Origin of the sequence: Nocardioides sp. CPCC 205120 (genome assembly GCF_048654585.1) — a bacterium.
Taxonomy (GTDB): domain Bacteria; phylum Actinomycetota; class Actinomycetes; order Propionibacteriales; family Nocardioidaceae; genus Nocardioides.
Window position 1 is genome coordinate 862,374 of record NZ_JBMCYY010000002.1, and the last position, 22,437, is coordinate 884,810.

Here is a 22,437-nt window from a genome sequence, read left to right on the forward strand (position 1 = left end):
GATGAGCGCCCAGGACCCCGGCATGCCGCACGAGGTGGGGACGGGTGCCGCGACCGAGGCCGACCCCGTCGACGACCCCGCGGACGACCCCACCGACGACCTGACCGACCCGGGTCCCGCCGGGCTCGACCCCGACGCCGTGGTCGAGGTCGGGCCCGACCTCGACCCGGTGCCCGACCGCGAGCCCGACGCCCGCACCGCCGGCATCGAGCAGACGCGCCGGCGCAGCGCGGCCCTCTTCGCCGAGCTGCACGACGACCTGTCCTCCGACGCGGCCCGGCAGGGCGCCCGCGACGGCCTCGTCCACCTGCACCTCCCGCTCGTGGAGCACTGCGCCCGGCGCTTCCGCAACCGGGGCGAGCCGTTCGAGGACCTGGTGCAGGTCGGCACGATCGGGCTGCTGAAGTCGATCGACCGGTTCGACACCGACCGCGGCGTGGAGTTCTCGACGTACGCGACGCCGACCATCATCGGCGAGATCAAGCGGTACTTCCGCGACAAGGGCTGGGCGATCCGGGTGCCGCGGCGGCTGCAGGAGCTGCGGATGCAGATCACCGCGACGACCGCCGAGCTCACCCAGAAGCACGGCCGGTCCCCCACCGTCAGCGAGCTCGCCGCGGCCATCGGCTGCACGAGCGAGGAGATCGTCGAGGGGATGGAGTCGAGCAACGCCTACTCCACGCTCTCCCTCGACGCCACCGACAACAGCGACGACAGCACCACGACGATGCTCGACACGATCGGCGTCGACGACGAGGGGCTGCAGCACGTCGAGATCCGCGAGTCGCTCAAGCCGCTCCTCGACCAGCTGCCCGCCCGCGAGAAGAAGATCCTGCTGCTGCGGTTCTTCAAGAACATGACGCAGTCCCAGATCGCCGCGGAGATCGGCGTGTCCCAGATGCACGTCTCGCGGCTGCTGGCCCGCACGCTCGACCAGCTGCGCGCCAGCCTCGCCGACGAGGTCTGACGCCCGGAGCGTCAGGCCACCCGGTCGGGCTCCTCGCCGGTCCCGCCCTCGGCGGCCATCAGCACCGCGGTGGTCGAGGGCCACATGAGGAGCACGAGGGCGGCCACCGAGCCGGCGGCGAGCGCGACCGCGACGGGCGTGGTCGGCGCGTCCCGCATGTTCCACGCGATACCCAGGTGGAGCAGCTGCGCCAGCACCAACGGCGAGCGGGCCGAGGACCGGCGCCGCAGCAGGAGCACCGCGCCCGCCACCAGGCCCGCCCCGTAGGCTCCGAGGAAGAGCGCGACGGCGATCGCGAGGCCCTCGCGCTCCACGACGCCGTACCCCAGCTCGGTCAGTGCGAAGCCGAGCACGGCCAGGGCCTGCAGACCGACCAGCGCGGCCCCGAGCCGCATGGCGAGGGGCAGCGGCCCGGAGGCACGCTCGTACGACGGGGAGTCGGTCACCCGGCCAAGGCTAGATGACAGCGACGTAACGGCTGTGACACACCAGACGGCCCGAGGGGGTTGTGCCCGACCCCACCACGCGTCAGTGTTGAGGCCGTACGTGTTCAGCGCGCCCCACCGGGTCGACGACCACGACGTTGAGTCTTCGAGCGGGTCCACCCCACCTGCTCCACCACCCGCGAACGAAAAGGACCCACCCGATCATGGATTGGCGTCACCGCTCTGCCTGCCTCGACGAGGACCCGGAGCTGTTCTTCCCGATCGGCAACACCGGCCCCGCGATCCTGCAGATCGAGGAGGCCAAGCAGGTGTGCCGCCGCTGCGACGTGCGCGAGCAGTGCCTCGCGTGGGCCCTCGAGGCCGGCCAGGACCACGGCGTGTGGGGTGGCCTCAGCGAGGACGAGCGGCGTGCCCTGAAGCGGCGCAACGCCCGCGCCCGCGTGCGCGCCGTCTGAGCGACCGCGCCACCGGCGCCGCGAACGGCGCCCCCACGACGACGACCCGTCGGCCGCCGGCCGACGGGTCGAGCCGTTCCCGGGACCGTCGACGGGCACCCTCGGGGTGCTCGCTCCACGGGTCCTCGCCCCACGGGGTGCTCACTCCACGGGCACGTCGACCACGAAGCGCGAGCCCGGCAGGTCGCCGCGCCCGCCCAGCTGGAGGGTGCCACCCAGCTCGGACTCGACGAGCGTGCGCACGATCGTGAGCCCCAGGCCGCTGCCGGACGCGATGTCGAAGTCCGGCGGCAGGCCGCGTCCGTCGTCCTCGACGACGACCCGCAGCGCCCCCTCGGTACGACGGGCCTCGGTCGTGACGACGCCGCTCGCGTCGGCGTCGTGCAGCGCACCGAACCCGTGCTCGACCGCGTTCTGCAGCAGCTCGGTGACCACCATCGCCAGGGGGGTCGCCACCTCCGAGGGGATCACGCCGTACTCCCCCGTCGCCTCGACGCGGATGCGGTCGCCGGCGACGCTCACGTCCGTCACCATCCGCACCAGGCGCTCGACGACCTGGTCGAAGTCGACGCTCTCCTCCACGGCCTGGCTGAGGGTCTCGTGCACGATCGCGATCGACCCGACGCGGCGCACGGCCTCGCCGAGCGCGGCCCGCGCCGCGGGCTCGTCGATGCGCCGCGACTGCAGCCGCAGGAGCGCGGCCACGGTCTGCAGGTTGTTCTTCACCCGGTGGTGGATCTCCCGGATCGTCGCGTCCTTCGTGACGAGCTCGCGGTCGCGGCGGCGCAGCTCGGACACGTCGCGCAGCAGGATGAGCGCGCCGACGTGGTCGCCGTGGGGCCGCAGCGGGATGGCGCGCAGGATGACCGCGACCGAGTCGGTGGCCACCTCGGTGTCGCGGTGCGCGCGCCCGCCGAGCACCGCGCTCAGGGTCTCCTCGTCGGGGCGGCGCCGCGGCGGCACCAGGCTGCGGGTCACGTCGGCGAGGTTGACCCCGACCAGGTCGCCGCGGTGGCCGAGCCGGCGGAACACAGACAGGGCGTTCGGGCTGGCGTAGCGCACGGTGCCGTCGGCCTCGACCCGCACGAAGCCGTCGCCGACGCGCGGGGAGTCGGCGTCCGCGCTGCGCTGGCCCACCACGGGGAACTGGCCGCCGGCGATCATCCGGGTCAGGTCCGAGGCCGTCTCCAGGTAGGACAGCTCGAGCCGCGACGGGGTGCGCACGCCCAGCAGGTTGGTGTTGCGCCCGACGATGGCGATGACGCGGCCACCGCGCTGCACGGGGATGGTCTCGACCCGCACCGGGACGTCGTCGCGCCACTCGGGGTCGCCCTCGCGCAGCAGCTTGCGGTGCCGCAGCGCGCCGTCGAGCAGGGGCCGGCGCCCGACCTCGACGAACTCCCCCACGACGTCGTCCACGAGCGCGGTCGGCCCGGTGGTGGGACGCATCTGGGCGACCGCCCAGAACCCCTTGCCGTCCCGGTCGGGCAGCCACATCACCAGGTCCGCGAAGGACAGGTCGGCCACGATCTGCCAGTCCGACATCAACAGCTGGAGCCAGGCGAGGTCGTCCTCGTCGAGGTCCGTGTGGTCCCTGACCAGGTCGCTCATCCACGCCACCCGACCAGCCTAGGACGCCCGCCCCCCACCCCGTCGCCCGGACGGCCCGACTGGCAGGATGGGGCCCGTGGTCGGGTCGTACTGGAGACAGGTGATCGACAGCGGTCTGGGGGTTCCCAGCGACCGCCCGCTCGCCGACCTGACGGCCGAGCTGACCGCCATGCTGGGCTCGGCGGACCCCGCCGAGCGGGACCGCACGGCGTACCCGACCCTGGCGACCTGGATCGACCGGGGGGTGTACGACGACCTCCTCGCCGGTCTCGGGGACGGCATCGCCGCGGGCCTGGCCACCGGCCTGGGCGAGAGCGGCACCGACACCGTCTTCCGGCGCAGCTTCTCCGCGCTGCTGCTCGGTGAGTGCATCGCCCGCGACAGCCGCCGCGCCCTGGTGCCCGGCGGGAAGATCCTGGACTGGGGCGACCGGATCGTGTCGTGGTACCTGCGGGAGCGCGACGACCGCGGCTTCGTCGACGGCAAGGGCTGGGCCCACGCCGTCGCCCACGGCGCGGACGCGATCGGCATGCTCGCCGACTCCCCGCACCTGGCGGCCCCCGAGCTGACCGTGCTCCTCGACGTGCTCGCCGACCGGGTGCTGACCCCCGGCGGACGGCTCCTCGTCTCCGGCGAGCCGGACCGCATCGCCGAGGCGACCCTGCGGGTGCTGCGCCGCAACGCGCTGCCGCTGGCGGTCGTCGAGCCGTGGGTGCGCCGGGTCGCGGCCCGCGCCACGGCGTACCCCAGCGAGACGCAGGACCCCTACCGGGTGACCGGCAACCCCGAGGCGTTCCTGCGGGCGCTGCACCTGCAGCTGGCGCTCGCCCCGGACCCGCCGCAGATGCGCCCCGACCTGCTGCTCGTGCTCGTCGACGCGCTGCGGCAGACCAACCCCGGCCTGCGCGCCCGCCGCTGACCCGCGGGTTGGGACGAACCCTCCCACCACGAGGCGACCCGTGAGTAACGTGGCTCACATGACCGCCTCCGAGACCACCCCCTCCGTCGACGGCGCCGAGATCTCCGGCCACGCCGGCGAGCTGGCCGTCGCCGCCGCCCGCGCGCACGGCGTCGAGACGATGTTCACGCTGTCGGGCGCGCACGTGTTCCCCATGTACGACGGGGCGGTCAAGGCCACGCCGCCGATGCGGCTGCTCGACGTGCGGCACGAGCAGACCGCCGCGTTCGCGGCGGAGGCGACGGGCAAGCTGACCCGCACCCCCGGCCTCGCCGTGCTCACCGCCGGCCCGGGCGTCACGAACGGCCTCAGCGCGATCGCGCAGGCCCAGTTCGCCGGGTCGCCCATGGTCGTGGTCGGTGGCCGCGCCCCCGCCAACCGCTGGGGCTCGGGCAGCCTGCAGGAGCTCGACCAGCCGCCGATCATCGCCCCCGTCGCCAAGGACGCGCGCACGCTGCACACCGCCGGCGAGGTGCTGGGCGGCATGTCGACCGCGTTCGCGACGGCCGGGTCCTCGCACCGCGGCCCGGTGTTCGTCGACGTGCCGATGGACGAGTTCTTCGCGTCGGCCTCCGGTCCCGCGCCGACCGGCGCGCGCCCCGACCCGATCGAGCCCGATCCCGAGGCGGTAGCCACCCTCGCGCGCCTGCTCACCGAGGCGGAGCGCCCCGTGCTCGTGCTCGGCACCGACGTGTGGGCCGACGGCGCGGAAGAGGCAGCGCTGCGCCTGGTGGAGGAGGCGGGCCTGCCCGCGATCACGAACGGCATGGGCCGCGGCGTGGTGCCCGGCGGCCACCCGCTGCTGGTGACGAAGGCACGCGGCGCTGCTCTCGGTGGCGCCGACCTCGTCGTCGTGGTCGGCACGCCGCTCGACTTCCGGCTCGGGTACGGCGTGTTCGGCGGCAAGGAGGGGGCGATGCCGGCCCGGGTCGTGCACGTCGCCGACTCCCCCGGGCAGCTCTCCGGCCACGCCGAGCTGGCGGGCTCGGTGGCCGGCGACCTGACCCGCGTGCTCGACGGCGTGCTCGTGGCGCTGCAGGGAGGGGCCCGCACGCCCGACTGGGCGGGCTGGGTCACCCGGCTGCAGGACACCGTCGCGGCGGCCGCCGCCCGCGACCGCGACCTGCTGGGCGCCGAGGCCGACCCCATCCACCCGGCGCGCATCTACGGCGAGCTCGTGCCGCGGCTCGCCGAGGACGCGGTCGTCATCGGTGACGGCGGCGACTTCGTGTCGTTCGCGGGCAAGTACGTCGAGCCGAAGCGCCCCGGCGGCTGGCTCGACCCGGGGCCGTACGGCTGCCTGGGCGCGGGGCTCGGCGCCGCCATCGCCGCGCGGATCGCCCGCCCCTCCGCGCAGGTCGTGCTCCTCCTCGGCGACGGGGCCGCGGGCTTCTCGCTCATGGACGTCGACACCCTCGTGCGCCACGACCTCCCCGTCGTGATGGTGATGGGCAACAACTCCGCGTGGGGGCTCGAGAAGGGCCCGATGCAGATGCTCTACGGGTACGACGTGGCCGCGGACCTCGCGCCCCGCACGGCGTACGACGAGGTCGTCCGCGCGCTCGGTGGCGCAGGAGAGACGGTCACGGACCCCCGCCAGATCGGCGCGGCCCTCGACCGGGCGTTCGCGGCGAACGTGCCCTACCTGGTCAACGTGATCACGGACGTCGACGCCGCCTACCCCCGCAACACGTTCGGGATCTGAGCGGACGGTGCGCACGGTCAGGATCCGACCGGCCAGCCCGGCGGACCACGCCCGCATCGGCGACCTCACGCTGTCGGCGTACCTCGCGGGCGGGTTCGTCGACGCGGGCGAGCCCTACGCGGCACACCTCGGCGACACGGCGACCCGCACCGCGGAGGCGGACGTGTGGGTCGCCGAGCTGCTCGAGGAGCGCACGGGGCCCGTGGTCGCGGGCACCGTGACGTGGTGCCCGGCCGGGTCGCCGTGGCGGGAGATCGCCTCGGACGACGAGGGCGAGTTCCGGATGCTCGCCGTCGACCCGCACCTGCACCGCCGGGGCGTCGCGCGGGCGCTGGTCGAGCACTGCGTCGACCTCGCCCGGGCCGAGGGCCGCGTCGGCGTGGCCCTGTCGTCGCTGCCGGCGCAGACCGCGGCACACGGGCTCTACCTGTCGCTGGGGTTCGTGCGCGACCCGGACCGCGACTGGTCCCCCGCGCCGGGCATCGACCTGCGGGTGTTCGCGCTGCAGTTCTGAGGGGGCGGGGCGGCCTTCAGGGGTCCACGACCTCGACGCGGATCTCGCCGACCGGCACCCGCTCCCCGTCATGGTCGACGCTCAGCACGAGCGTCGCCGAACCCCGTCCGACGTCCCAGGACAGCTCCACGCGGTCGCGGTACGTCGTGGGGTCGCGCTCCTCGAGCGCGTCGCCGTCCACCTCGCCGGACAGCGTCTCCGCCACCATCTCCCCGCTCCACGGCTCCGGCGAGGCCGTGACGGAGAGGACGTCGCCGCGCCGCAGGCGGACCGTCGTACCCAGCCGGACGTCGAGGGCGGGGACGGTGCGCGCCCGCGGGACGAAGACGACCGCGGACGAGCCGTCGATCTCGACCATCTCGGAGGCGGGCTCGGGGTGCTCATCCGGGTCGGTCTCGGGCAGGACGCGCACGAGGAGGTCGACGCGGTCGGCGGGCGCCCGTGCCGGGGCGTGCTCGTACAGGGTCACCGTGTCGCCGCGCGGCACCACGGACCCCACACCGGGGCGGGCCACCGGCGGGGTGGAGACCGTGTGCGAGTGGACGTCGACCGCCACCTCCAGCCCGCGGGCGCGCAGCCACGCGCCGTACGTCGTCGCGCGCTCGCCCTCCGGCGGCTCCACCCAGTCCGCCGGCGGGAGCCCGACGGCGTCGTCGAGGTGCCGGATGGTCGCGACGAGCCGCTCGACCTCGGCGGTGGCGGCGGTCTGCGGCCCGACCGCGGCGACGGCCAGCCAGTCGTCGGACCCCTCCACCCACGCCGTCGTGCGGCACCGCCCGTCGTCGCACTCGACCGGCGCCGAGCGGACCCGCTCGCCGACCGCGACGGACCCGTCGACCGTGGGCGGCTCACCCCGGTGGAACCGCACCGCCGCCTCGTCGCCGTGGTCGCCGGTGAAGGCGCAGCTCAGTCGTTGCGGGTCGGGACCCCCGAACACGCCGGGGGTCCTGCCCTCCGGCACGGGGCCCTCACCGAGGAGCAGCGTGGCGTCGCTGGCCGCGCCGAGGTCCCACGAGTCGACGGCGCACCCGTGGCCGGTGCGCAGGTCGTCGACGGGGATCTCGACGGCGAGGTCGTCGACGCCGACGAGCCGGGTCGTGGCCGGGGCGGTCGGCTGTGGCGCGTCGTCGCTCGAGCGCACGTCGTACGCCAGCACACCGCCGGCACCCAGCACGAGCACGGCGGCCGCGGCCCACGCACGGGTCCTCACTCCGTCACCACCGCGGTCACGGTCCCGAGCTCGTACGTCGTGCCCGCCGCCTCGATGGTCAGGGTGAACGTGGACGTGCCGACGGCGACCGCGGCCCACTCGACCTGGCCGTCACCGTCGATCCCGTCGGGCTCCTGCTGGCGCAGGGCCGTGCCCCGGGTCGTCCCGGCCAGCGACGCGACCACCGAGGGCCCGACTGGTTGGTTCGTGCCCGACGCACTGGCACGCACGGTGTCGCCGAGGCGGAGCTCGAGCGTGGGGCCGAGGGCGAGGTCGACGCGGTCGAGGTGGGTGGAGCCGAACCCCGGTGGGGCCGCTCCGGGGCCCGGTCCGGCCGCGACGGACACGGCGACGCTGTCGGCGATCGTCACGGGGCGGACGGACCGCACGATCCTGATGGTGTCCCCCGGGCGGAGCACCGTGCCCGGGCTCGGCGTCACGTCGAAGACGGCGTCCTCGGCGATGAACCGGGTGGCGTAGGGGACGTCGACCCACGTCACCCCCAGCCCCTCGCGGCGTGCGGCGGCGGCCAGGTCGACCGCACCTCCGGTCACCTCCTCGACCACGCTGGGCACGACGGCAGCGTCGTCGGGCAGGGGGGCGAGCGTCGCGCCGACGTCCTCGACCCACCGACGGGCCCCCTCCTCGTCCTCACCGTCGACGTACGCCGTGACGGCGACCAGCAGTCCCGTGGCGGGCTCGAGCAGCTGCTGGGTGCAGGACGGCGCCTGCACGCCGTCGGCCGGTGCGCACCGCAGGACGGTGCGGTCGAACGTGGTCCCGTCCACCTCGACGTCGTCCACGGTCTCGAAGCGCTGCAGTCCGTCGACCGTGGCGAGCTGCACCTCACCGGTGGGCCACGGAGCGCCGCTGCGGCACGTGAGGTCGGCGGCGTAAACGCTGGGCGGGGGCTCGGGCTCCGGGGCGCCCCAGGGGATGAAGGCGTGCTGTGTGCGGGAGCAGCTCACCTCGCCGGAAAGAGCGACGGACCACCCGCCGATGCTGACCGGTGTCCCCCCGTCGGCCCGGTCCGCGGCTCGTGAACCGTTCGTCTCCTGCCTCGCGCCGCCCCCGCCCGGGGCGTCGTCGCCCCCGCAGCCGGCGAGGAGCGCTGTGACGGTTGCAGCGCCGAGGACGAACCGCGGAATGCCGGTCATCCCGCCACCTCCACGGTCGTGGTCGAGCCGACGGGAACGATGGTGCCCGGCACCGGGTGGACGCCGATGACGTCGCCAGTGCGGCGGGAGGAGGCCGGCACCTCGACCACTCGAACGTCGAGGCCGTAGGAGCGGAGGAGACCGAGGTAGGGCGGCTCGCCCCGCGCCGCGCTACCGCCGAACGGGCCGTCGAGCCCGCCTGGCGAGGGGATGCCGACGTGGTCCCGCAGCACCCGGTGCGTGGCCGCGACGGCGTCGACCTCGGCCCGGGAGCGGCCGTTCGCCACTCCGGGCACCGTCGACGCCACCGTCAGGTCCGGTTGCCCCGGTGCCGTGAACGTCGTCACGCAGGCGTTCGACGTCGGGAGGTCGGCCGGACCTCCGCACCGGTCCCTGCGGGTTGCCGCGCGCGGACCCAGGTCGCGCGCCGGCGCGTGGCCGAACGACACCCACGTGATATCCGCCGCCCTCCCCGGCGCGCACAGCGTGCTGCCGGCGGGCGCGCGCGGGAACACGACCGTGTTCGCGACCGGCTGGCCGCACGGCGCGCCGTGATCGCCCCAGTGGTCGGGGACCGCGACGGCTTGACGACCGATCGCGACGAGACGCGTGCCGGTCGGCACGACGGTCTCCGCAACTTCAGCGGTCGAGGATGCGGGATCGGCCCCCGGCATGGCATCCGGAGCCATCGCGTTCACGACGCCCGCGGCGACGACGGCGACGACCGCGCCCGCGACGGCTGCGGCGCGCGCCGCCGTACGACGCCCGCTCACCCGACGACCTCGACCGTGATGGTGCCGATCGTCTGCGTCGTGCCGTCCTTCGAGGCGGTGAGCGTGATGGTCCCGGTGCCCGCAGCCGTCGCGCGGAACGTGCCTGCATCCCAGCCCTCGGTGATCTCCTCGACTGAGGAACCGTCGGCCTCCGCCTCGACGACGACTCCCTGGTGCCACGGGTCCACCGGCGCGCTGTGCAGCGCTTCCTCCACCCGCACCTCCCCGCCGACCGGCAGCTCGACGCGGGCCCCGGCTCGGATGTCCGCATCGGAGAGGTCCCTCGTCGCGGCTGCGCCGGGGACCCACGACCACGCGTGGATCTCGACGACGTCAGCCGGCCCGCGAGGAGCGGAGGCGACCTGGATCTCGACCGCTGTGCCCCGGGCCAAGACGGTTCCCGGCTCGACGGACACATCGACGAACTGTCCGTCCCTGGCGGGCACCGCACGCTTCTCGACGACCTCGGCTGAGAGTCCCGCGGACCGCACGGCCTCGGCGTACGCGCCGCCGCGGTCCTGCGACTCGGCGATCCCGGGAACCGACAACGGACGCGCGGGCACGATGGCCTCGTCCCCGCTCCGGGGGCGGATCGCGGCCACGACGCCCTCGACCGTGGCCCGAGCCTCGTCGACGTCCGTCAAGGAGGACGTCACGCGCACCGACCCGGTGGCCGGCGAAGCGACGTCGGCCGTGCAGAAGGTAGTGGCCGAGCCCGCCCCGAACGAGCCCGCTGCGCCGTCGCAGTGCACCGGCCACCGGCGCAGACCGTCGTCACCGGGCTCCGGCCGTGCCCTGCCGTCCCTGCCCTGGTCCAACCGGTCGGCGTCCTCGAACAGCTCCACCGCGGTGACGTCCGCCGGGCGCGCCGCGAACGCCAGGCACGTGCCGCCCTGGTCGGTGAGAACGGTGTCGCCCATCGGGGTGCCGCAGAAGTGCCGGTCCGTGCTCCACTCCTCCGGCACCGGCACGACGAGGTCGCCCACGCCCACCAGGCGCATGCCCGCGGGCGCCACGCCGGGCTCCGGTGCGGCCCCGGCCTGCGACGCGGTGTCGTCGGCCCCGCCGGCGCCCGCCCCGCACCCGGCCAAGGCGAACGCCGCCGCGCCGAGGGCGGCGAGCAGCGCCGTACGACGCCCGCTCACCGCGCTCCCCCCACGACCGTGACCGTGACGGTCGAGCCGAGGTCGACGATCGTCCCGGGCCCGGGGCTGACGGCGAGCACGTCGCCCGGGGCGCCACGCCCGGCCTCCGCGACCAGCTCGACGTCGAGGCCGAAGGCCCGCAGCGCGGCGACGTACGGCGCCTCGCCCGCGACCGCGCTCGTGCTGAGGGCCCCCCAGCCGTCCAGCGGGGGGATGCCGGCGTGGGAGCGCAGCGTCCGCACCTCGCCGAGTGCCGCCCGCGCGTTCATCGGTACGAACCCGGAGGTGTCGAGCTCTCCGGCGGGAGCCTCACCCCCGCGGGGCATGGCGCCCCCTCGTGCGGAAGGCACCGGGATGGCCGCCAGCAGCGAGGACAGGTACTCCGACGAGTACAGGTCGGTCGTGGCCGCCACCGGTGCGAGGTCCCGACCGTTCGCCAGCTCGTCGAGAACGGCGGCTCGCCGGTCGTCGACGGAGCTAGCCGCAGCCTCGAAGTTCCCTGCCTGCGCCCCCGCCTCGTCCTCGGCAACATCCAGCGTCCGCGGCACGACGACGGCGTGGGTCCCCACCGCCACCAGCTGGCTCCCGGGCGGCACGGCGAGCTCGGCGTCGGCCGCGGACGCCACGAGCGGCGCCGGCGCCTGCCGGTCGGCCTCGAGCGAGGCGCCGAGCACGGTCACGCCCCCGACGACGACGCTCGCAGCGGCGGCGACGAGACCCGCGGCGGCACCCGCCGCCCACACCCGGGTACGGCGACGCTCGCGGCCCGCGCGGGCGTGCAGGGCGGCGAGGGGCGGCGTACCGGCGTCGAGGTCGGCGACCGCCCCGTGCAGGAGCGTGACGACCAGCGCGACGTCGGGGTCGGGCCCGTCGGGCGGGGTCGTTCCGGACGGCTTCTCGGTCATCCCGCACCTCGCAGGGCCAGCAGGCTCGGGTCCGCCGCCAGCACCCGCAGGGCGCGCGACAGACGGCTCTTCACGGTGCCGGGGGCGACGCCGAGCGCCTCCGCGGTCTGCCGCTCGGTCAGGTGGGAGTAGTAGCGGAGCACCACCACCGCGCGCTGGTCGGCGCCCAGCCTCTCGAGCGCCCGCAGCACGGCGTCGCGGTGGTCGACCTCGTCGGCCGCGTCGACGTGCACGACCTCGGGCAGGTGCTCGGTGGGCCGCTCCCCGTGCCAGCGCCGCCGGCGCGACGAGACGAAGGTGTTGACCAGCGCCTTGTGGACGTAGGCGTCCACGTCGTCGGCCGCCCGCACGCGGTCCCACCGCACGAGGCAGCGCACCAGGCAGCTCTGCACCACGTCCTCCGCCTCCTCGCGACCCGCCCCGAGCAGCACGGCCGCCCGAACGAGCCGCGTCCAGCGCAGCGCGACGTAGGCGTCGAAGTCGACGGGGACGTCCGTCCCCGGCTCCCCCGGCTCGTCCATGCTCCCGATCCTCGTCCCCCGGTGCCCTGCGGCGCAGGGCTTCGAGGAGGAGACGCCCGAGGGCGACGGGGCGGTTCCCTCCCGGCGCGGCGGATCCGGACGCGATCTGGACCGGTGCTAGGCGAGCCGGCCCATGAAGCGCTCCTCGTCGACGACGACCCGCGTCACCTCGCCGGTGGCGACCACCTTGCCGAGAGCGTCCTGGCCGTCCGGCCCCGCGACGAGCTCGCGAGCCGCGACGCTGAACCGCACGAGGCGACCGTCGAGTAACGACTCGACCGCGTGCACCTCGATCCGACCGCCGACCGCGGTGGCCACCCGGTGCTCCAGCTCGACGCGCGTGCCGACGCTCGTCGCGCCCTCGGCCATGCCCGGGGCCAGGGCCGCGACCGTGGCGGCCTCGCACCAGGCGAGGAGGCGCGGGGTGCCGAGCACGGGCAGGCTCCCCGAGCCCACCGCGGCCGCCGTGTCGTCGTCGGTGACCTCGAAGCGCAGCCGGGCCTCGACCGGAGGAGCGCCGGCGTCGTCGGAGGGAGTCATGGGCCACATCCTGCCCGGACGCACGAACCCCTCGAAATGCAACGCACCCCCGCACCGGAGTGCGGGGGTGGCGTGGGTCAACGCTCAGGCGTTGGGGCGCTTGCCGTGGTTCGCGCCCTTCTTCTTGCGAGCGCGACGCTTGCGGCCGGTCTTGCCCATGGGTCCTCCTCGTGGTCTGCGGCTCACGAGTCGGTCTCCCGCGGGCCAGCGAGCATCATCGCAGACGGCCCGCGGCGCGGGCCAATCTGCTCCGTGCTAGTCGGTGATGCGGATCTGCACCTCGCGGATCTGGAGCAGCACCCGCTGACGCAGCGTGTCGGGCGCCGACTCGCGGCACGAGCGGGCGACGACGGCCTTGACGGTGCGCTCGAGGTCGTACTTGCGCAGGCACGGGCCGCACTCGTCGAGGTGCGCCTGCACCAGCGAGCAGTCGTCGGCGTCGAGCTCGTTGTCGAGGAAGTAGATGATCCGCTCGAGGAAGTCGGCACACCCCTCCACGCCGTCGGCCCCTGTACCGCCCGGACCGTCGGTGCCCGCGCCGTGGTCGTGCGGGTGGTCGTGCTGGTGGAGGTCGCTCATCGCGAGGCCCCCTTCTCGAGCGCGGCGCCCACCGTCTCGGCGGCGACCAGGTCGTGGGTGCGGACGTAGTCGGCGAGGAGGTCCCTCAGCTGGCGTCGACCGCGGTGCAGCCGCGACATGACGGTGCCGATGGGGGTCTCCATGATCTCGGCGATCTCCTTGTACGGGAACCCCTCGACGTCGGCGAGGTAGACGGCGAGGCGGAACTCCTCGGGGAGCCGCTGCAGCGCGTCCTTCACCTCGCTGTCGGGGAGGTGCTCCAACGCCTCGTGCTCGGCCGACTTCAGCCCCGACGAGGTGTGCGACTCGGCGCGCGCGAGCTGCCAGTCCTCCACGTCCTCCGCCATCGACTGCTGCGGCTGCCGCTGCTTCTTGCGGTAGGTGTTGATGAACGTGTTCGTGAGGATCCGGTAGAGCCACGCCTTCAGGTTCGTGCCCGGCCGGAACTGGTGGAACGAGGAGTACGCCTTCGCGAACGTCTCCTGCACCAGGTCCTCCGCGTCGGCGGGGTTGCGCGTCATGCGCAGCGCGGCCGAGTAGAGCTGGTCGATGAAGGGCAGCGCGTCGCGCTCGAACCGCGCGCCCCGCTCCTCGTCGGTCTCGGTCGCGGGGTCGACGGCGGGGTTCGGGTCCAGGTCACCGGGGGCGGTCTCGTCGGTCATCGCCGTCGAGCCTACTCCCGCGGGCGCGACCAGCCACGGGCTCACGACCGTGCTCCCCGCTCCCGTCACCACGGGACGGTCCTCGCAGACCAGCATCCGCTCCTCCTCGCGTCGGGTACGCACGGTCCAACGCGACCCCCCACCTCGCTATTCCGAGGCAGTCGCGGGCGGGTGGACCTCAGCCGACGACGTCCCGCACGACCCACTCCAGGACGGCCTCGACGACGAGGGCGAGCGCCTCGTCCTGCCCCAGCGGCGCCCGCTTCGGCACCTTCAGGCCGTGGTCGGCGTGCGGTACGACGGCCAGGTCCGCGCCCGCTGCCCCGGCCGGCGCCACCGCCGGGTCGGCCAGCGCCGCGACGAGCTCGTCCGCCGTGCCCATCGTGTCGCGCTCGCCCTGCACGACGAGCGTGGGCGTGCCCGTGGCGAGCAGGCCGGCGAGCTCGCCGGCGCGGGAGCGCTCCGGGCGACCGGGCGGGTGCAGGGGGAAGGAGAGGAGCACGGCCCCGGCAGCGCCCAGGTCCCCGGCGCAGCGGGCGGCCGACCGGGCCCCCGCCGATCGCCCGCCGACGACGAGCGGGACCGCGCGGTCCGCCGGCGCCAGTGCGTCGACCGCGGCGCGGAGCCCCGCGTCGAGGGTGGGCGGGGGCGTCGCGATCTTCCGTCCGGCCACGCGCCACGGCTGCTCGAGGCGCACCACGGTGACGCCCTGGGAGGGCAGGGCGGCTGCGAGCGCGACGAGGTCCGGTGACTCGACGCCTCCCCCGGCGCCGTGGCCGAGCACGAGACGGGCGACGGGGCGGGCGGCGGCGTCGCGGTGCAGGCGCGCCTCGCCGTGGGGCGTCGCGACGGAGGTGACCTCCGTGCCGGCCACCTCAGTCCCCCTCCACCGGCAGCGGCGCGACCAGCTCGGGCCCGTCGTTGCGCACGTTGGAGACGGCCGCCGACACCGGGTACGCCGTGAGCCGGCCCGGCAGCGCCGGCTCGAGCAGGTCGAGCAGGTCGAGCAGGTCCGGGCCGGCCGTCGCCGTCGGGTCGAGCCAGTCGTCCCACGCGCCGGGCGCCACCATCATCGGCATCCGGTCGTGGATGCGCCCGAGGTCGTCGGTGGCCTGGGTGGTGAGGACGGTGCACGTCCACCGGAACCGGTCGGGGTCGTCCTCGGCCCGGTCGGGGTCGCGCCAGATCTCGTAGAGCCCGGCCATGACGAGGGTGCCGCCGTCGGCGGGGCGGATGAAGTAGGGCTGCTTCACCGGCTTGCCCGCCCGTGTCTGCTGCTCGGTGACGTACCACTCGTAGTAGCCGTCGGCCGGCAGCAGGCACCGCCGCGCGGCGAAGGCGCGCCGGAACGACGGCTTCTCGGCGACCGTCTCGCTGCGGGCGTTGATCAGGCGCGCCGCCCCCTTGGCGTCCTTCGCCCACGACGGCACGAGCCCCCAGCGCAGGGCCCGGAGCTGCCGGCGTACCCCGAGGTCCTCCTCGGGCTTCGGGGGCCGCTCGAGCACCGCGTAGACCGGGTCCGTCGGCGCCACGTTCCAGCTCGGCGCGAGGGGCTCGGCGAGCACCGTCTCGGCCACGCCGAACTCGTCGACGAGGTCGTCGGGCTGCCGGGTGGAGGCGTAGCGACCGCACATGGCTCCAGGCTAGGCCGTGTGCTAGGCCGGGTCGTGTAGGAAGGAGCGCATGACCCTCACGCGACTGATCGCCCGTCCGCTGCTCGCCTCGGTGTTCGTCGTCGGCGGCGTGAACGCCTTCCGCAACGCCGACGACCTCGCGGCCAAGGCCTCGAAGGTGACCGACAAGATCGTGCCCAAGGTGCAGCAGGCCGGCGCCCCCGTCCCGAGCGACGCCGCCACCCTGGTGAAGGCCACGGCCGCGGTCAGCGTCCTCGGCGGCTTCACCCTCGCCACCGGCCGCGCGCCGCGCCTCTCCGCCACGGTCCTCGCCGCCACGCTGGTCCCGGCGACGGTGGCCGACCACCCGTTCTGGGCGGAGAGCGACCGCGCCGCCCGCGCCGACCACCAGGCCCACTTCCTGAAGAACCTGTCGATCATCGGCGGCCTCGTGCTCGCCGCCGTCGACACCGAGGGCAAGCCCGGCCTGGCGTGGCGCGCGCGCCGCGCCGCCAAGGACGCGCAGCGCCAGTCGCGCACCCTGGCCAAGAACGCCAAGCGCGAGGCGAAGCTCGCGCGGTCCAAGGTCTCCTGACCTCCCGACGTACCGCCGCACGACGCCGTGGGGGCCGAGGTCACCCGCGGTCGGTAACCTGCCGACCGTGACGACCCCGGCCCCTGCTGCGTCCCCCGCCGACCCCTGGCCCGCCCCCCGCGTGCGCCACGCGGTCGACACCGTGGTGTCGCTGCCCGGCAGCAAGTCGCTGACCAACCGGGCCCTCGTGCTCGCGTCGCTGGCCTCCGGCCCGTCGGTCGTACGACGTGCCCTCCGCTCCCGCGACACCCTGCTCATGGCCGGGGCGCTGACCGCGCTCGGCGCGCGGGTCGACACCAGCGGCGAGGACTGGGCGGTCGACCCGGTGGCCGCGGGGTCCCCCGGCGGGGCCGGCGCCGACGCGACGGTCGACTGCGGCCTCGCCGGCACCGTCATGCGCTTCGTGCCGCCCGTCGCGGGCCTCGTCGAGGGTCGCGTCGCCTTCGACGGCGACCCCCACATGCGCACCCGCCCGATCGGCACGGTGCTCACGGCCCTGCGCGACCTCGGCGTCACGGTCGAGGACGAGGGCCGCGGTGCCCTCCCCTTCACGGTGGTCGGGTCCGGCGCCGTGCGCGGCGGCGAGGTCGTCGTCGACGCCTCCGCCTCGTCGCAGTTCGTCTCGGCGCTGCTGCTGGCCGGCGCCCGCTTCGAGGAGGGCGTCGAGGTGCGGCACCAGGGCGGACCGATCCCCTCGCTCCCCCATGTCGAGATGACGACGACCGTGCTGCGCGCGCACGGCGTCGAGGTCGACGACTCCGTGCCCGACCGCTGGCGCGTCGCGCCCGGGCCCGTGCGGCCCGTCGACCACCTCATCGAGCCCGACCTCTCCAACGCCGGCCCGTTCGTCGCGCTGGCGGCGGCCACGGGCGGCACGGTCGTCGTGCGCGACTGGCCGGCCACCACGACGCAGGCGGGCGACGCCCTGCGCGGGATCCTCACAGCGATGGGCTGCACGGTGGAGATGGGCGCCGAGGGCCTGCGCGTCACCGGCCCCGACCGCCTCTCCGGCGTCGACCTCGACCTCCACGACGTTGGCGAGCTGACGCCCGTCGTCGCCGCCCTCTGCGCGCTCGCCGACGGCCCGTCGACCCTGCGGGGCGTCGCGCACATCCGCCACCACGAGACCGACCGCATCGCCGCGCTGGCCACCGAGCTCGCGGGGCTGGGCGCCGACGTCACCGAGACCGCGGACGGGCTGGTGTTCCGCCCGGCCCCCCTGCGCGCCGGGGTGTTCCACACCTACGCCGACCACCGGATGGCCCACGCGGGCGTCGTCGTCGGCGCGGTCACCGACGGGGTGCTCGTCGAGGACGTGGCCACCACCGCGAAGACGTTCCCCGACTTCGCGGGCGCGTGGACCGCGGTGACGGCGGAGCCCGGGACGGCCGGGGCCTGACGTGGCACGCGGGTACGACCGCTTCGACCAGGAGCACTACGAGCGCCCCCGTCGGCGCACCCGTCCCCGCACCAAGGACCGCCCCGACTACGCCGAGGCCGAGCACGGCACCGTTGTGCGCGTCGACCGCGGCCGCTACACCCTGCTCCTCGACGGGGCCGACCCCGAGCAGCCGGTGACCGCCATGAAGGCACGGTCGCTCGGGCGCAAGGCGGTCGTGGTCGGCGACCGGGTCCGCCTCGTGGGCGACAGCTCGGGCGAGCCCGGGTCGCTGGCGCGGATCGTGGTGGTCGAGGAGCGCCGTACCGTCCTGCGCCGCACCGCCGACGACGACGACCCCGTCGAGCGCGTCATCGTCTCCAACGCCGACCAGCTCGTCATCGTCACCGCCCTCGCGAACCCCGAGCCCCGCTCCGGCCTCATCGACCGGGCCCTCGTCGCGGCGTACGACGCACGCATGTCGCCGCTGCTCGTGCTCACCAAGGCCGACCTGGCCGACCCGGAGACGCTGCTCTCGACGTACCGCTCCCTCGGCGTGCCGTGGCTCGTCACCCAGAAGGGGGCCGACGTCAGCGAGGTGCGGGAGCGCCTCGCCGGGCGCACCAGCGTGCTCGTCGGCCACAGCGGCGTCGGGAAGTCGACGCTGGTCAACCGGCTCGTGCCGGACGCGCACCGCGACGTCGGGCGGGTCAACGACGTCACCGGCCGCGGCCGGCACACCTCGACCTCGGCGATCATGCTGGCGCTGCCCGCGGCCCGGGGAGGCGCCGCCGACGGCTGGATCGTCGACACGCCCGGCATCCGCTCGTTCGGCCTCGCCCACGTGCAGCCCGAGCACCTCATCGAGGCGTTCCCCGACCTCGACGAGATGACCGAGGACTGCCCGCGCGGGTGCACCCACGGCACGGAGGAGCCGGAGTGCGGCCTCGACACCGCGCTGGAGCGCGGCGAGGCCGACGCCGACCGCGTGGGCTCCTTCCGGCGGCTCCTGGCCGCCCGCGAGCGCACCGACTACTGACGGGCTGGTGACGGGCTGGTGACCGGCCCGCCCCGGCCGGGGCCGACGGCCGATAGCCTCGGGCCCATGGCTCCTGCTGCCGGCGCGGTCGACCACACCGACGACCTCCGCCTCGCCCACCTGCTGGCCGACGACGCCGACTCCATCAGCCTCGACCGCTTCAAGGCGATGGACCTCCACGTCATGAGCAAGCCCGACCTCACGCCCGTCACCGACGCCGACCGGGCCGTGGAGTCGGCGATCCGCGCGAAGCTCGGCCGCGTGCGCTCCCGCGACGCCGTCCTCGGCGAGGAGGAGGGGTCCACCCCCGGCCAGGGCGGGCGGCGCTGGATCGTCGACCCCATCGACGGCACGAAGAACTTCGTGCGCGGCGTGCCCGTCTGGGCCACGCTCATCGGCCTGGAGGTCGACGGCGTCGTGGTGGCCGGCGTCGTCTCGGCCCCGGCGCTGCAGCGGCGCTGGTGGGCCGCGGCCGGGCAGGGTGCCTGGACCGGCAAGTCGCTGCTCAAGGCGACGCGCTGCGAGGTCTCCGCCGTGCGGGACCTCGGCGACGCCTCGCTGTCCTACAGCTCGCTGACCGGCTGGGACGAGCGCGGCCGGCTGGAGGACTTCCTCGCCCTGTCGCGCAGCGTGTGGCGCACGCGGGCCTACGGCGACTTCTGGTCCTACATGCTCGTCGCCGAGGGTGCCGTCGACGTCGCCGCCGAGCCGGAGCTCGAGGTCTACGACATGGCCGCCCTCGACGTCATCGTGCGCGAGGCCGGTGGGGCGTTCACGAGCCTCGCCGGCACCGACGGGCCCTGGGGCGGCAACGCGCTCGCCTCGAACGGGCACCTGCACGAGCCCGCGCTGGGGTTCCTCGGCACCGCCGCCGGCGACGACCCCGACGACCCCGAGGACGGCCCGGCCGGGTCGGGCGGCACCGTGCGCCAGCTGCGTCCCCGCTGACCCCGCCGTTCACCCCACCGCTCTCCGGGCGGGCACCCGCACCCCTTCCGCGTGACGCAGGTCACACCTAGGGTGGGCGACGGCCCCCGGACCCGCCGGGGCGGGACGGAGGTCGCCGTGCGCATCCAGGACGTGGCCCGGCGGGGCCGGATCGTCACCACCCGGCCCGAGGCCAGCGTCGCCGACCTCGTGGCCCTCCTCGCCGAGCACGGCATCGGCGCCGTCGTGGTGCTGGACGCCGCGGGCGGGCTCGCCGGCATCGCCAGCGAGCGCGACGTCGTGCGCCGCCTGGCCGCGGGCGTCGCGGACGACACGCCGCTGCTCGAGCAGCCGGTCGACGCGATCATGACCGCGGTGGTCCACACCTGCTCCCCGGAGGACACCACCGCCGACGTCATGCGGGTCATGACGGAGCACCGCGTGCGCCACGTGCCGGTGCTGGAGGACGGTGCGCTCGTCGGCATCGTCAGCATCGGCGACGTCGTGAAGGCCCGCCTCGACGAGCTGGCCTTCGAGCGCGACCAGCTCGACGCCTACGTGCACCAGGGCTGAGCGCCGGAGCCGAGACCGGAGCCGGGCGCCGGGGCCGGGGCCGGGGCGGTCGGGGCGCGGCCCGGGCCGTGGCTAGGCTGGCGGGCATGGACAAGCCCGAGATCGAGTTCCCCGACTTCGACCCGCCGACCGACCTGGTCATCACCGACGTCACCGTCGGCGAGGGCGAGGAGGCCAAGGCGGGCCAGACCGTCTCCGTGCACTACGTGGGCGTGGCCCACTCCACCGGCGAGGAGTTCGACGCGTCGTACAACCGCGGCACCCCGCTGCAGTTCCGCCTCGGCATCGGCCAGGTCATCTCCGGCTGGGACACCGGCGTGCAGGGGATGAAGGTCGGCGGTCGCCGCCAGCTCGTCATCCCGCCCCACCTGGGGTACGGCGACCGTGGCGCCGGCGGCGTCATCAAGCCGGGTGAGACGCTGATCTTCGTCGTCGACCTGCTCGGCGTCTCCTGACGCTCCGAGATTCCCGCAGCACCGCACCACCGCAGCACCACCCGGCTCGGCCGGCACCCGGCTCAGCCCCGACGGCGGCCTGTCCTCACCAGGGCAGGCCGTCGTCGTACGTCGCGGCGTCGACGGCCCGGGCGCTCTGGCCCTCGAGGCTGACGACGTCGCCGGTGGTGAGCTGCCGACCGCGGCGCAGCTCGACCTCGCCGTTGACGCGCACCCGGCCCTCGGCGATGACGGGCTTGGCCTGCGCGCCCGACTCGACCAGGTTGGCCAGCTTGAGGAACTGGCCGAGACGGATGGATCCGTCGCGGACGGGGACGTCGAAGGGCTCGCTCACCGGTCCATCCAACACCGCGGCCCGCCGTACGACGAAGCCCGGCGCACCCCTCAGGGCAGCAGCACCGCGACCGTGTGGATGAGCACGCCCACGAGCCCGCCCACCACGGTGCCGTTGATGCGGATGAACTGCAGGTCGCGGCCGACGTGCAGCTCGATCTTGCGCGCGGCCTCGTCGCCGTCCCAGCGCTGGATCGTCGTCGTGATGACGTCGGTCAGCTCGGCGCCGTAGCGGCCGACGGCGAACACCACCCCGTCGGCCACCCGCCGCTCGATGCGCTCGCGCAGGTCGTCGTCGGTGCGCATGCGGCGCCCGAGCGCCACGATCTCGTGCTCGAGGCGCACCCGGAGCATGCTCGCCTCCTCGCGCAGGCCCGCCTCCAGCGCCCGCTGGAAGGCCTTCCACAGCGACACCCCGGTGGCGAGCACCTGCGGGTGGTCGAGGACGCGGAGCTTGAGCCGCTCGGCCCGCTCGGCGGTGGCGCGGTCGTGGGCGAGGTCGTGCGCCAGGTCGGTCAGCATGGAGTCGAGGGCCTGCCGCGCGCGGTGCTCGGGGTCGGCCTGGATGTCCTGCACCCAGCGGATCGCCTCCTGGTGCACCCGCTGCGTGACCGCGTCGTTGAGCTTCGGCGGGCTCCACCAGGGGGCCCGCTCGCCCAGCACCTCGGTGAAGGTCTCCTCGTTCTTCTCCAGCCAGCGCACGAGCTCGCTCAGCGCCAGGTCGACGAGGCCGTGGTGGAGGTCGTCCTCGACCATCTCGCCGAGCAACGCGGAGGCGATCGGCGCGATGGGCTCCTCGCGGAACCGCGGCAGCAGGACCGTGTCGGCGATCTCCGCGACGTGGCGGTCCTGCACCTTGCCCAGCGCGATGACGGCCAGGTCGGAGATCTCCCGCACCACCCGGCGGGCGTGCTCGGGGTCCTCCACCCACTCCCCCACCCGGCGTGCGACCTGGGCGGTGGCGAGGCGGTCGCGCACGACGCCCTCGGCGAGGAAGTTCTCCTTCACGAAGTCCTGCAGGCCCCGGCCGAGCTCGTCCTTGCGCCGCGGGATGAGGGCCGTGTGCGGGATCGGCAGGCCCAACGGGTGCCGGAAGAGCGCCGTGACGGCGAACCAGTCGGCTATCGCGCCCACCATCGAGGCCTCGGCGCCCGCGTTCACGAACCCCCACACGCCGTCGCGGCCGTGGGTCGCGACGTACACGATCGCCGCGACCACGAGCAGCCCCGTCGCCACCGCACGCATGCGGTTCAGGTCGCGACGACGCACGACGTCCGCCTCGGCGGAGCCGGGCACCGCGAACAGGTCGGTCGACACCTGGGCTCCTCTCACCGGGGACGGGCCGGGCCCACGATAGAGGGCTGGTCGAACGGGTA

The 22,437-nt window shown here is 75.1% G+C and carries 27 protein-coding genes; 11 read left to right on the plus strand and 16 right to left on the minus strand.

Annotation, left to right across the window (positions count from 1 at the left end; all coding sequences use genetic code 11):
* Position 1: 1 nt before the first annotated feature.
* Positions 2–967: an RNA polymerase sigma factor SigF gene (locus ACOACO_RS15125; RefSeq protein WP_420297091.1), complete on the plus strand. Its 966-nt coding sequence runs from the start codon at positions 2–4 to the stop codon at positions 965–967.
* An 11-nt stretch (positions 968–978) separates the two neighbouring features.
* On the opposite strand, the gene ACOACO_RS15130 is transcribed toward ACOACO_RS15125, so the two are convergent.
* Positions 979–1,413: a hypothetical protein gene (locus ACOACO_RS15130; RefSeq protein WP_420297092.1), complete on the minus strand. Its 435-nt coding sequence runs from the start codon at positions 1,411–1,413 to the stop codon at positions 979–981.
* Between the two features lie 203 nt (positions 1,414–1,616).
* Between ACOACO_RS15130 and ACOACO_RS15135 the strand changes: the two genes are divergently transcribed.
* Positions 1,617–1,868 (plus strand): WhiB family transcriptional regulator, encoded by a 252-nt coding sequence (locus ACOACO_RS15135; protein ID WP_277498398.1) that lies wholly within the window; start codon positions 1,617–1,619, stop codon positions 1,866–1,868.
* A gap of 141 nt (positions 1,869–2,009) precedes the next feature.
* Here ACOACO_RS15135 and ACOACO_RS15140 read toward each other — a convergent pair whose 3' ends face one another.
* Positions 2,010–3,479, minus strand: coding sequence for a sensor histidine kinase (locus tag ACOACO_RS15140; RefSeq protein WP_420297093.1), 1,470 nt, complete (start codon positions 3,477–3,479; stop codon positions 2,010–2,012).
* A 100-nt stretch (positions 3,480–3,579) separates the two neighbouring features.
* Between ACOACO_RS15140 and ACOACO_RS15145 the strand changes: the two genes are divergently transcribed.
* The 3 genes from ACOACO_RS15145 to ACOACO_RS15155 are packed head-to-tail and all read left to right on the plus strand — an operon-like array spanning position 3,580 to position 6,656.
* Entirely contained in the window at positions 3,580–4,398 is an 819-nt protein-coding gene (locus ACOACO_RS15145) for a DUF2785 domain-containing protein (RefSeq protein WP_420297094.1), read from the plus strand.
* A 58-nt stretch (positions 4,399–4,456) separates the two neighbouring features.
* Positions 4,457–6,142, plus strand: a complete 1,686-nt coding sequence (locus ACOACO_RS15150; RefSeq protein ID WP_420297095.1) for an acetolactate synthase — start codon at positions 4,457–4,459, stop codon at positions 6,140–6,142.
* 7 nt (positions 6,143–6,149) lie between these two features.
* Positions 6,150–6,656: a GNAT family N-acetyltransferase gene (locus tag ACOACO_RS15155; protein ID WP_420297096.1), complete on the plus strand. Its 507-nt coding sequence runs from the start codon at positions 6,150–6,152 to the stop codon at positions 6,654–6,656.
* Between the two features lie 16 nt (positions 6,657–6,672).
* On the opposite strand, the gene ACOACO_RS15160 is transcribed toward ACOACO_RS15155, so the two are convergent.
* The 12 genes from ACOACO_RS15160 to ACOACO_RS15215 all read right to left on the minus strand — a co-directional run bounded on the left by ACOACO_RS15160 (position 6,673) and on the right by ACOACO_RS15215 (position 15,782).
* On the minus strand, positions 6,673–7,866 hold the full coding sequence (locus ACOACO_RS15160; RefSeq protein ID WP_420297097.1) for a hypothetical protein: 1,194 nt from the start codon (positions 7,864–7,866) through the stop codon (positions 6,673–6,675).
* Positions 7,863–8,711, minus strand: coding sequence for a hypothetical protein (locus ACOACO_RS15165; RefSeq protein WP_420297098.1), 849 nt, complete (start codon positions 8,709–8,711; stop codon positions 7,863–7,865). Before ACOACO_RS15165 ends, ACOACO_RS15160 begins: the two co-directional genes overlap by 4 nt.
* A gap of 308 nt (positions 8,712–9,019) precedes the next feature.
* Complete coding sequence (locus ACOACO_RS15170) at positions 9,020–9,796, minus strand: PASTA domain-containing protein (RefSeq protein ID WP_420297099.1); 777 nt, start codon at positions 9,794–9,796, stop codon at positions 9,020–9,022.
* A complete protein-coding gene (locus tag ACOACO_RS15175; protein ID WP_420297100.1) occupies positions 9,793–10,941 on the minus strand; it encodes a hypothetical protein in 1,149 nt (382 codons plus the stop codon). Before ACOACO_RS15175 ends, ACOACO_RS15170 begins: the two co-directional genes overlap by 4 nt.
* Entirely contained in the window at positions 10,938–11,846 is a 909-nt protein-coding gene (locus ACOACO_RS15180; protein ID WP_420297101.1) for a PASTA domain-containing protein, read from the minus strand. Before ACOACO_RS15180 ends, ACOACO_RS15175 begins: the two co-directional genes overlap by 4 nt.
* Positions 11,843–12,367 carry a SigE family RNA polymerase sigma factor gene (locus tag ACOACO_RS15185; protein WP_420297102.1) on the minus strand — a complete coding sequence of 175 codons (525 nt, stop codon included), beginning with the start codon at positions 12,365–12,367 and terminating at the stop codon, positions 11,843–11,845. The genes ACOACO_RS15180 and ACOACO_RS15185 overlap by 4 nt, the downstream gene beginning before the upstream one ends.
* 117 nt (positions 12,368–12,484) lie before the next feature.
* On the minus strand, positions 12,485–12,907 hold the full coding sequence (locus tag ACOACO_RS15190; RefSeq protein ID WP_420297103.1) for a thioesterase family protein: 423 nt from the start codon (positions 12,905–12,907) through the stop codon (positions 12,485–12,487).
* Positions 12,908–12,991: 84 nt separating this feature from the next.
* Complete coding sequence (locus tag ACOACO_RS15195; RefSeq protein ID WP_369759046.1) at positions 12,992–13,066, minus strand: 50S ribosomal protein bL37; 75 nt, start codon at positions 13,064–13,066, stop codon at positions 12,992–12,994.
* 96 nt (positions 13,067–13,162) lie between these two features.
* A complete protein-coding gene (gene rsrA / locus ACOACO_RS15200) occupies positions 13,163–13,486 on the minus strand; it encodes a mycothiol system anti-sigma-R factor (protein ID WP_420297104.1) in 324 nt (107 codons plus the stop codon).
* The gene (locus ACOACO_RS15205) at positions 13,483–14,148 is read right to left on the minus strand and encodes a sigma-70 family RNA polymerase sigma factor (protein ID WP_420297245.1); all 666 of its coding nucleotides are present in this window, start codon (positions 14,146–14,148) and stop codon (positions 13,483–13,485) included. Before ACOACO_RS15205 ends, rsrA begins: the two co-directional genes overlap by 4 nt.
* A gap of 178 nt (positions 14,149–14,326) precedes the next feature.
* Positions 14,327–15,022, minus strand: coding sequence for an alpha/beta family hydrolase (locus tag ACOACO_RS15210; protein ID WP_420297105.1), 696 nt, complete (start codon positions 15,020–15,022; stop codon positions 14,327–14,329).
* 1 nt (position 15,023) lies between these two features.
* On the minus strand, positions 15,024–15,782 hold the full coding sequence (locus ACOACO_RS15215) for an SOS response-associated peptidase (RefSeq protein ID WP_420297106.1): 759 nt from the start codon (positions 15,780–15,782) through the stop codon (positions 15,024–15,026).
* Positions 15,783–15,831: 49 nt separating this feature from the next.
* On the opposite strand from ACOACO_RS15215, the gene ACOACO_RS15220 reads away from it, so the two are divergent.
* The 6 genes from ACOACO_RS15220 (at position 15,832) to ACOACO_RS15245 (ending at position 20,728) form a co-directional block, all read left to right on the plus strand.
* Positions 15,832–16,356, plus strand: coding sequence for a DoxX family protein (locus ACOACO_RS15220; RefSeq protein ID WP_420297107.1), 525 nt, complete (start codon positions 15,832–15,834; stop codon positions 16,354–16,356).
* Between the two features lie 67 nt (positions 16,357–16,423).
* Positions 16,424–17,755: a 3-phosphoshikimate 1-carboxyvinyltransferase gene (gene aroA / locus ACOACO_RS15225; RefSeq protein ID WP_420297108.1), complete on the plus strand. Its 1,332-nt coding sequence runs from the start codon at positions 16,424–16,426 to the stop codon at positions 17,753–17,755.
* Position 17,756: 1 nt separating this feature from the next.
* The gene (rsgA, locus tag ACOACO_RS15230; protein ID WP_420297109.1) at positions 17,757–18,773 is read left to right on the plus strand and encodes a ribosome small subunit-dependent GTPase A; all 1,017 of its coding nucleotides are present in this window, start codon (positions 17,757–17,759) and stop codon (positions 18,771–18,773) included.
* A gap of 66 nt (positions 18,774–18,839) precedes the next feature.
* On the plus strand, positions 18,840–19,721 hold the full coding sequence (locus ACOACO_RS15235) for an inositol monophosphatase family protein (protein ID WP_420297110.1): 882 nt from the start codon (positions 18,840–18,842) through the stop codon (positions 19,719–19,721).
* A gap of 117 nt (positions 19,722–19,838) precedes the next feature.
* Positions 19,839–20,273 carry a CBS domain-containing protein gene (locus tag ACOACO_RS15240; protein WP_420297111.1) on the plus strand — a complete coding sequence of 145 codons (435 nt, stop codon included), beginning with the start codon at positions 19,839–19,841 and terminating at the stop codon, positions 20,271–20,273.
* Between the two features lie 86 nt (positions 20,274–20,359).
* Positions 20,360–20,728, plus strand: coding sequence for an FKBP-type peptidyl-prolyl cis-trans isomerase (locus ACOACO_RS15245; protein ID WP_420297112.1), 369 nt, complete (start codon positions 20,360–20,362; stop codon positions 20,726–20,728).
* Positions 20,729–20,813: 85 nt separating this feature from the next.
* Here ACOACO_RS15245 and ACOACO_RS15250 read toward each other — a convergent pair whose 3' ends face one another.
* Entirely contained in the window at positions 20,814–21,062 is a 249-nt protein-coding gene (locus tag ACOACO_RS15250) for an RNA-binding S4 domain-containing protein (protein ID WP_420297113.1), read from the minus strand.
* 50 nt (positions 21,063–21,112) lie between these two features.
* Positions 21,113–22,378, minus strand: coding sequence for a DUF445 domain-containing protein (locus tag ACOACO_RS15255; protein ID WP_420297114.1), 1,266 nt, complete (start codon positions 22,376–22,378; stop codon positions 21,113–21,115).
* Positions 22,379–22,437: the final 59 nt, after the last annotated feature.

Coding starts and splice junctions, on each gene's coding strand:
- ACOACO_RS15125 (WP_420297091.1), top strand. CDS start 2: ATGAGCGCCCAGGACCCCGGCATGCCGCACGAGGTGGGGACGGGTGCC.
- ACOACO_RS15135 (WP_277498398.1), top strand. CDS start 1,617: ATGGATTGGCGTCACCGCTCTGCCTGCCTCGACGAGGACCCGGAGCTG.
- ACOACO_RS15140 (WP_420297093.1), bottom strand. CDS start 3,479: ATGAGCGACCTGGTCAGGGACCACACGGACCTCGACGAGGACGACCTC.
- ACOACO_RS15150 (WP_420297095.1), top strand. CDS start 4,457: ATGACCGCCTCCGAGACCACCCCCTCCGTCGACGGCGCCGAGATCTCC.
- ACOACO_RS15180 (WP_420297101.1), bottom strand. CDS start 11,846: ATGACCGAGAAGCCGTCCGGAACGACCCCGCCCGACGGGCCCGACCCC.
- ACOACO_RS15185 (WP_420297102.1), bottom strand. CDS start 12,367: ATGGACGAGCCGGGGGAGCCGGGGACGGACGTCCCCGTCGACTTCGAC.
- ACOACO_RS15190 (WP_420297103.1), bottom strand. CDS start 12,907: ATGACTCCCTCCGACGACGCCGGCGCTCCTCCGGTCGAGGCCCGGCTG.
- rsrA (WP_420297104.1), bottom strand. CDS start 13,486: ATGAGCGACCTCCACCAGCACGACCACCCGCACGACCACGGCGCGGGC.
- ACOACO_RS15205 (WP_420297245.1), bottom strand. CDS start 14,148: ATGACCGACGAGACCGCCCCCGGTGACCTGGACCCGAACCCCGCCGTC.
- ACOACO_RS15215 (WP_420297106.1), bottom strand. CDS start 15,782: ATGTGCGGTCGCTACGCCTCCACCCGGCAGCCCGACGACCTCGTCGAC.
- ACOACO_RS15220 (WP_420297107.1), top strand. CDS start 15,832: ATGACCCTCACGCGACTGATCGCCCGTCCGCTGCTCGCCTCGGTGTTC.
- ACOACO_RS15235 (WP_420297110.1), top strand. CDS start 18,840: ATGGCTCCTGCTGCCGGCGCGGTCGACCACACCGACGACCTCCGCCTC.
- ACOACO_RS15245 (WP_420297112.1), top strand. CDS start 20,360: ATGGACAAGCCCGAGATCGAGTTCCCCGACTTCGACCCGCCGACCGAC.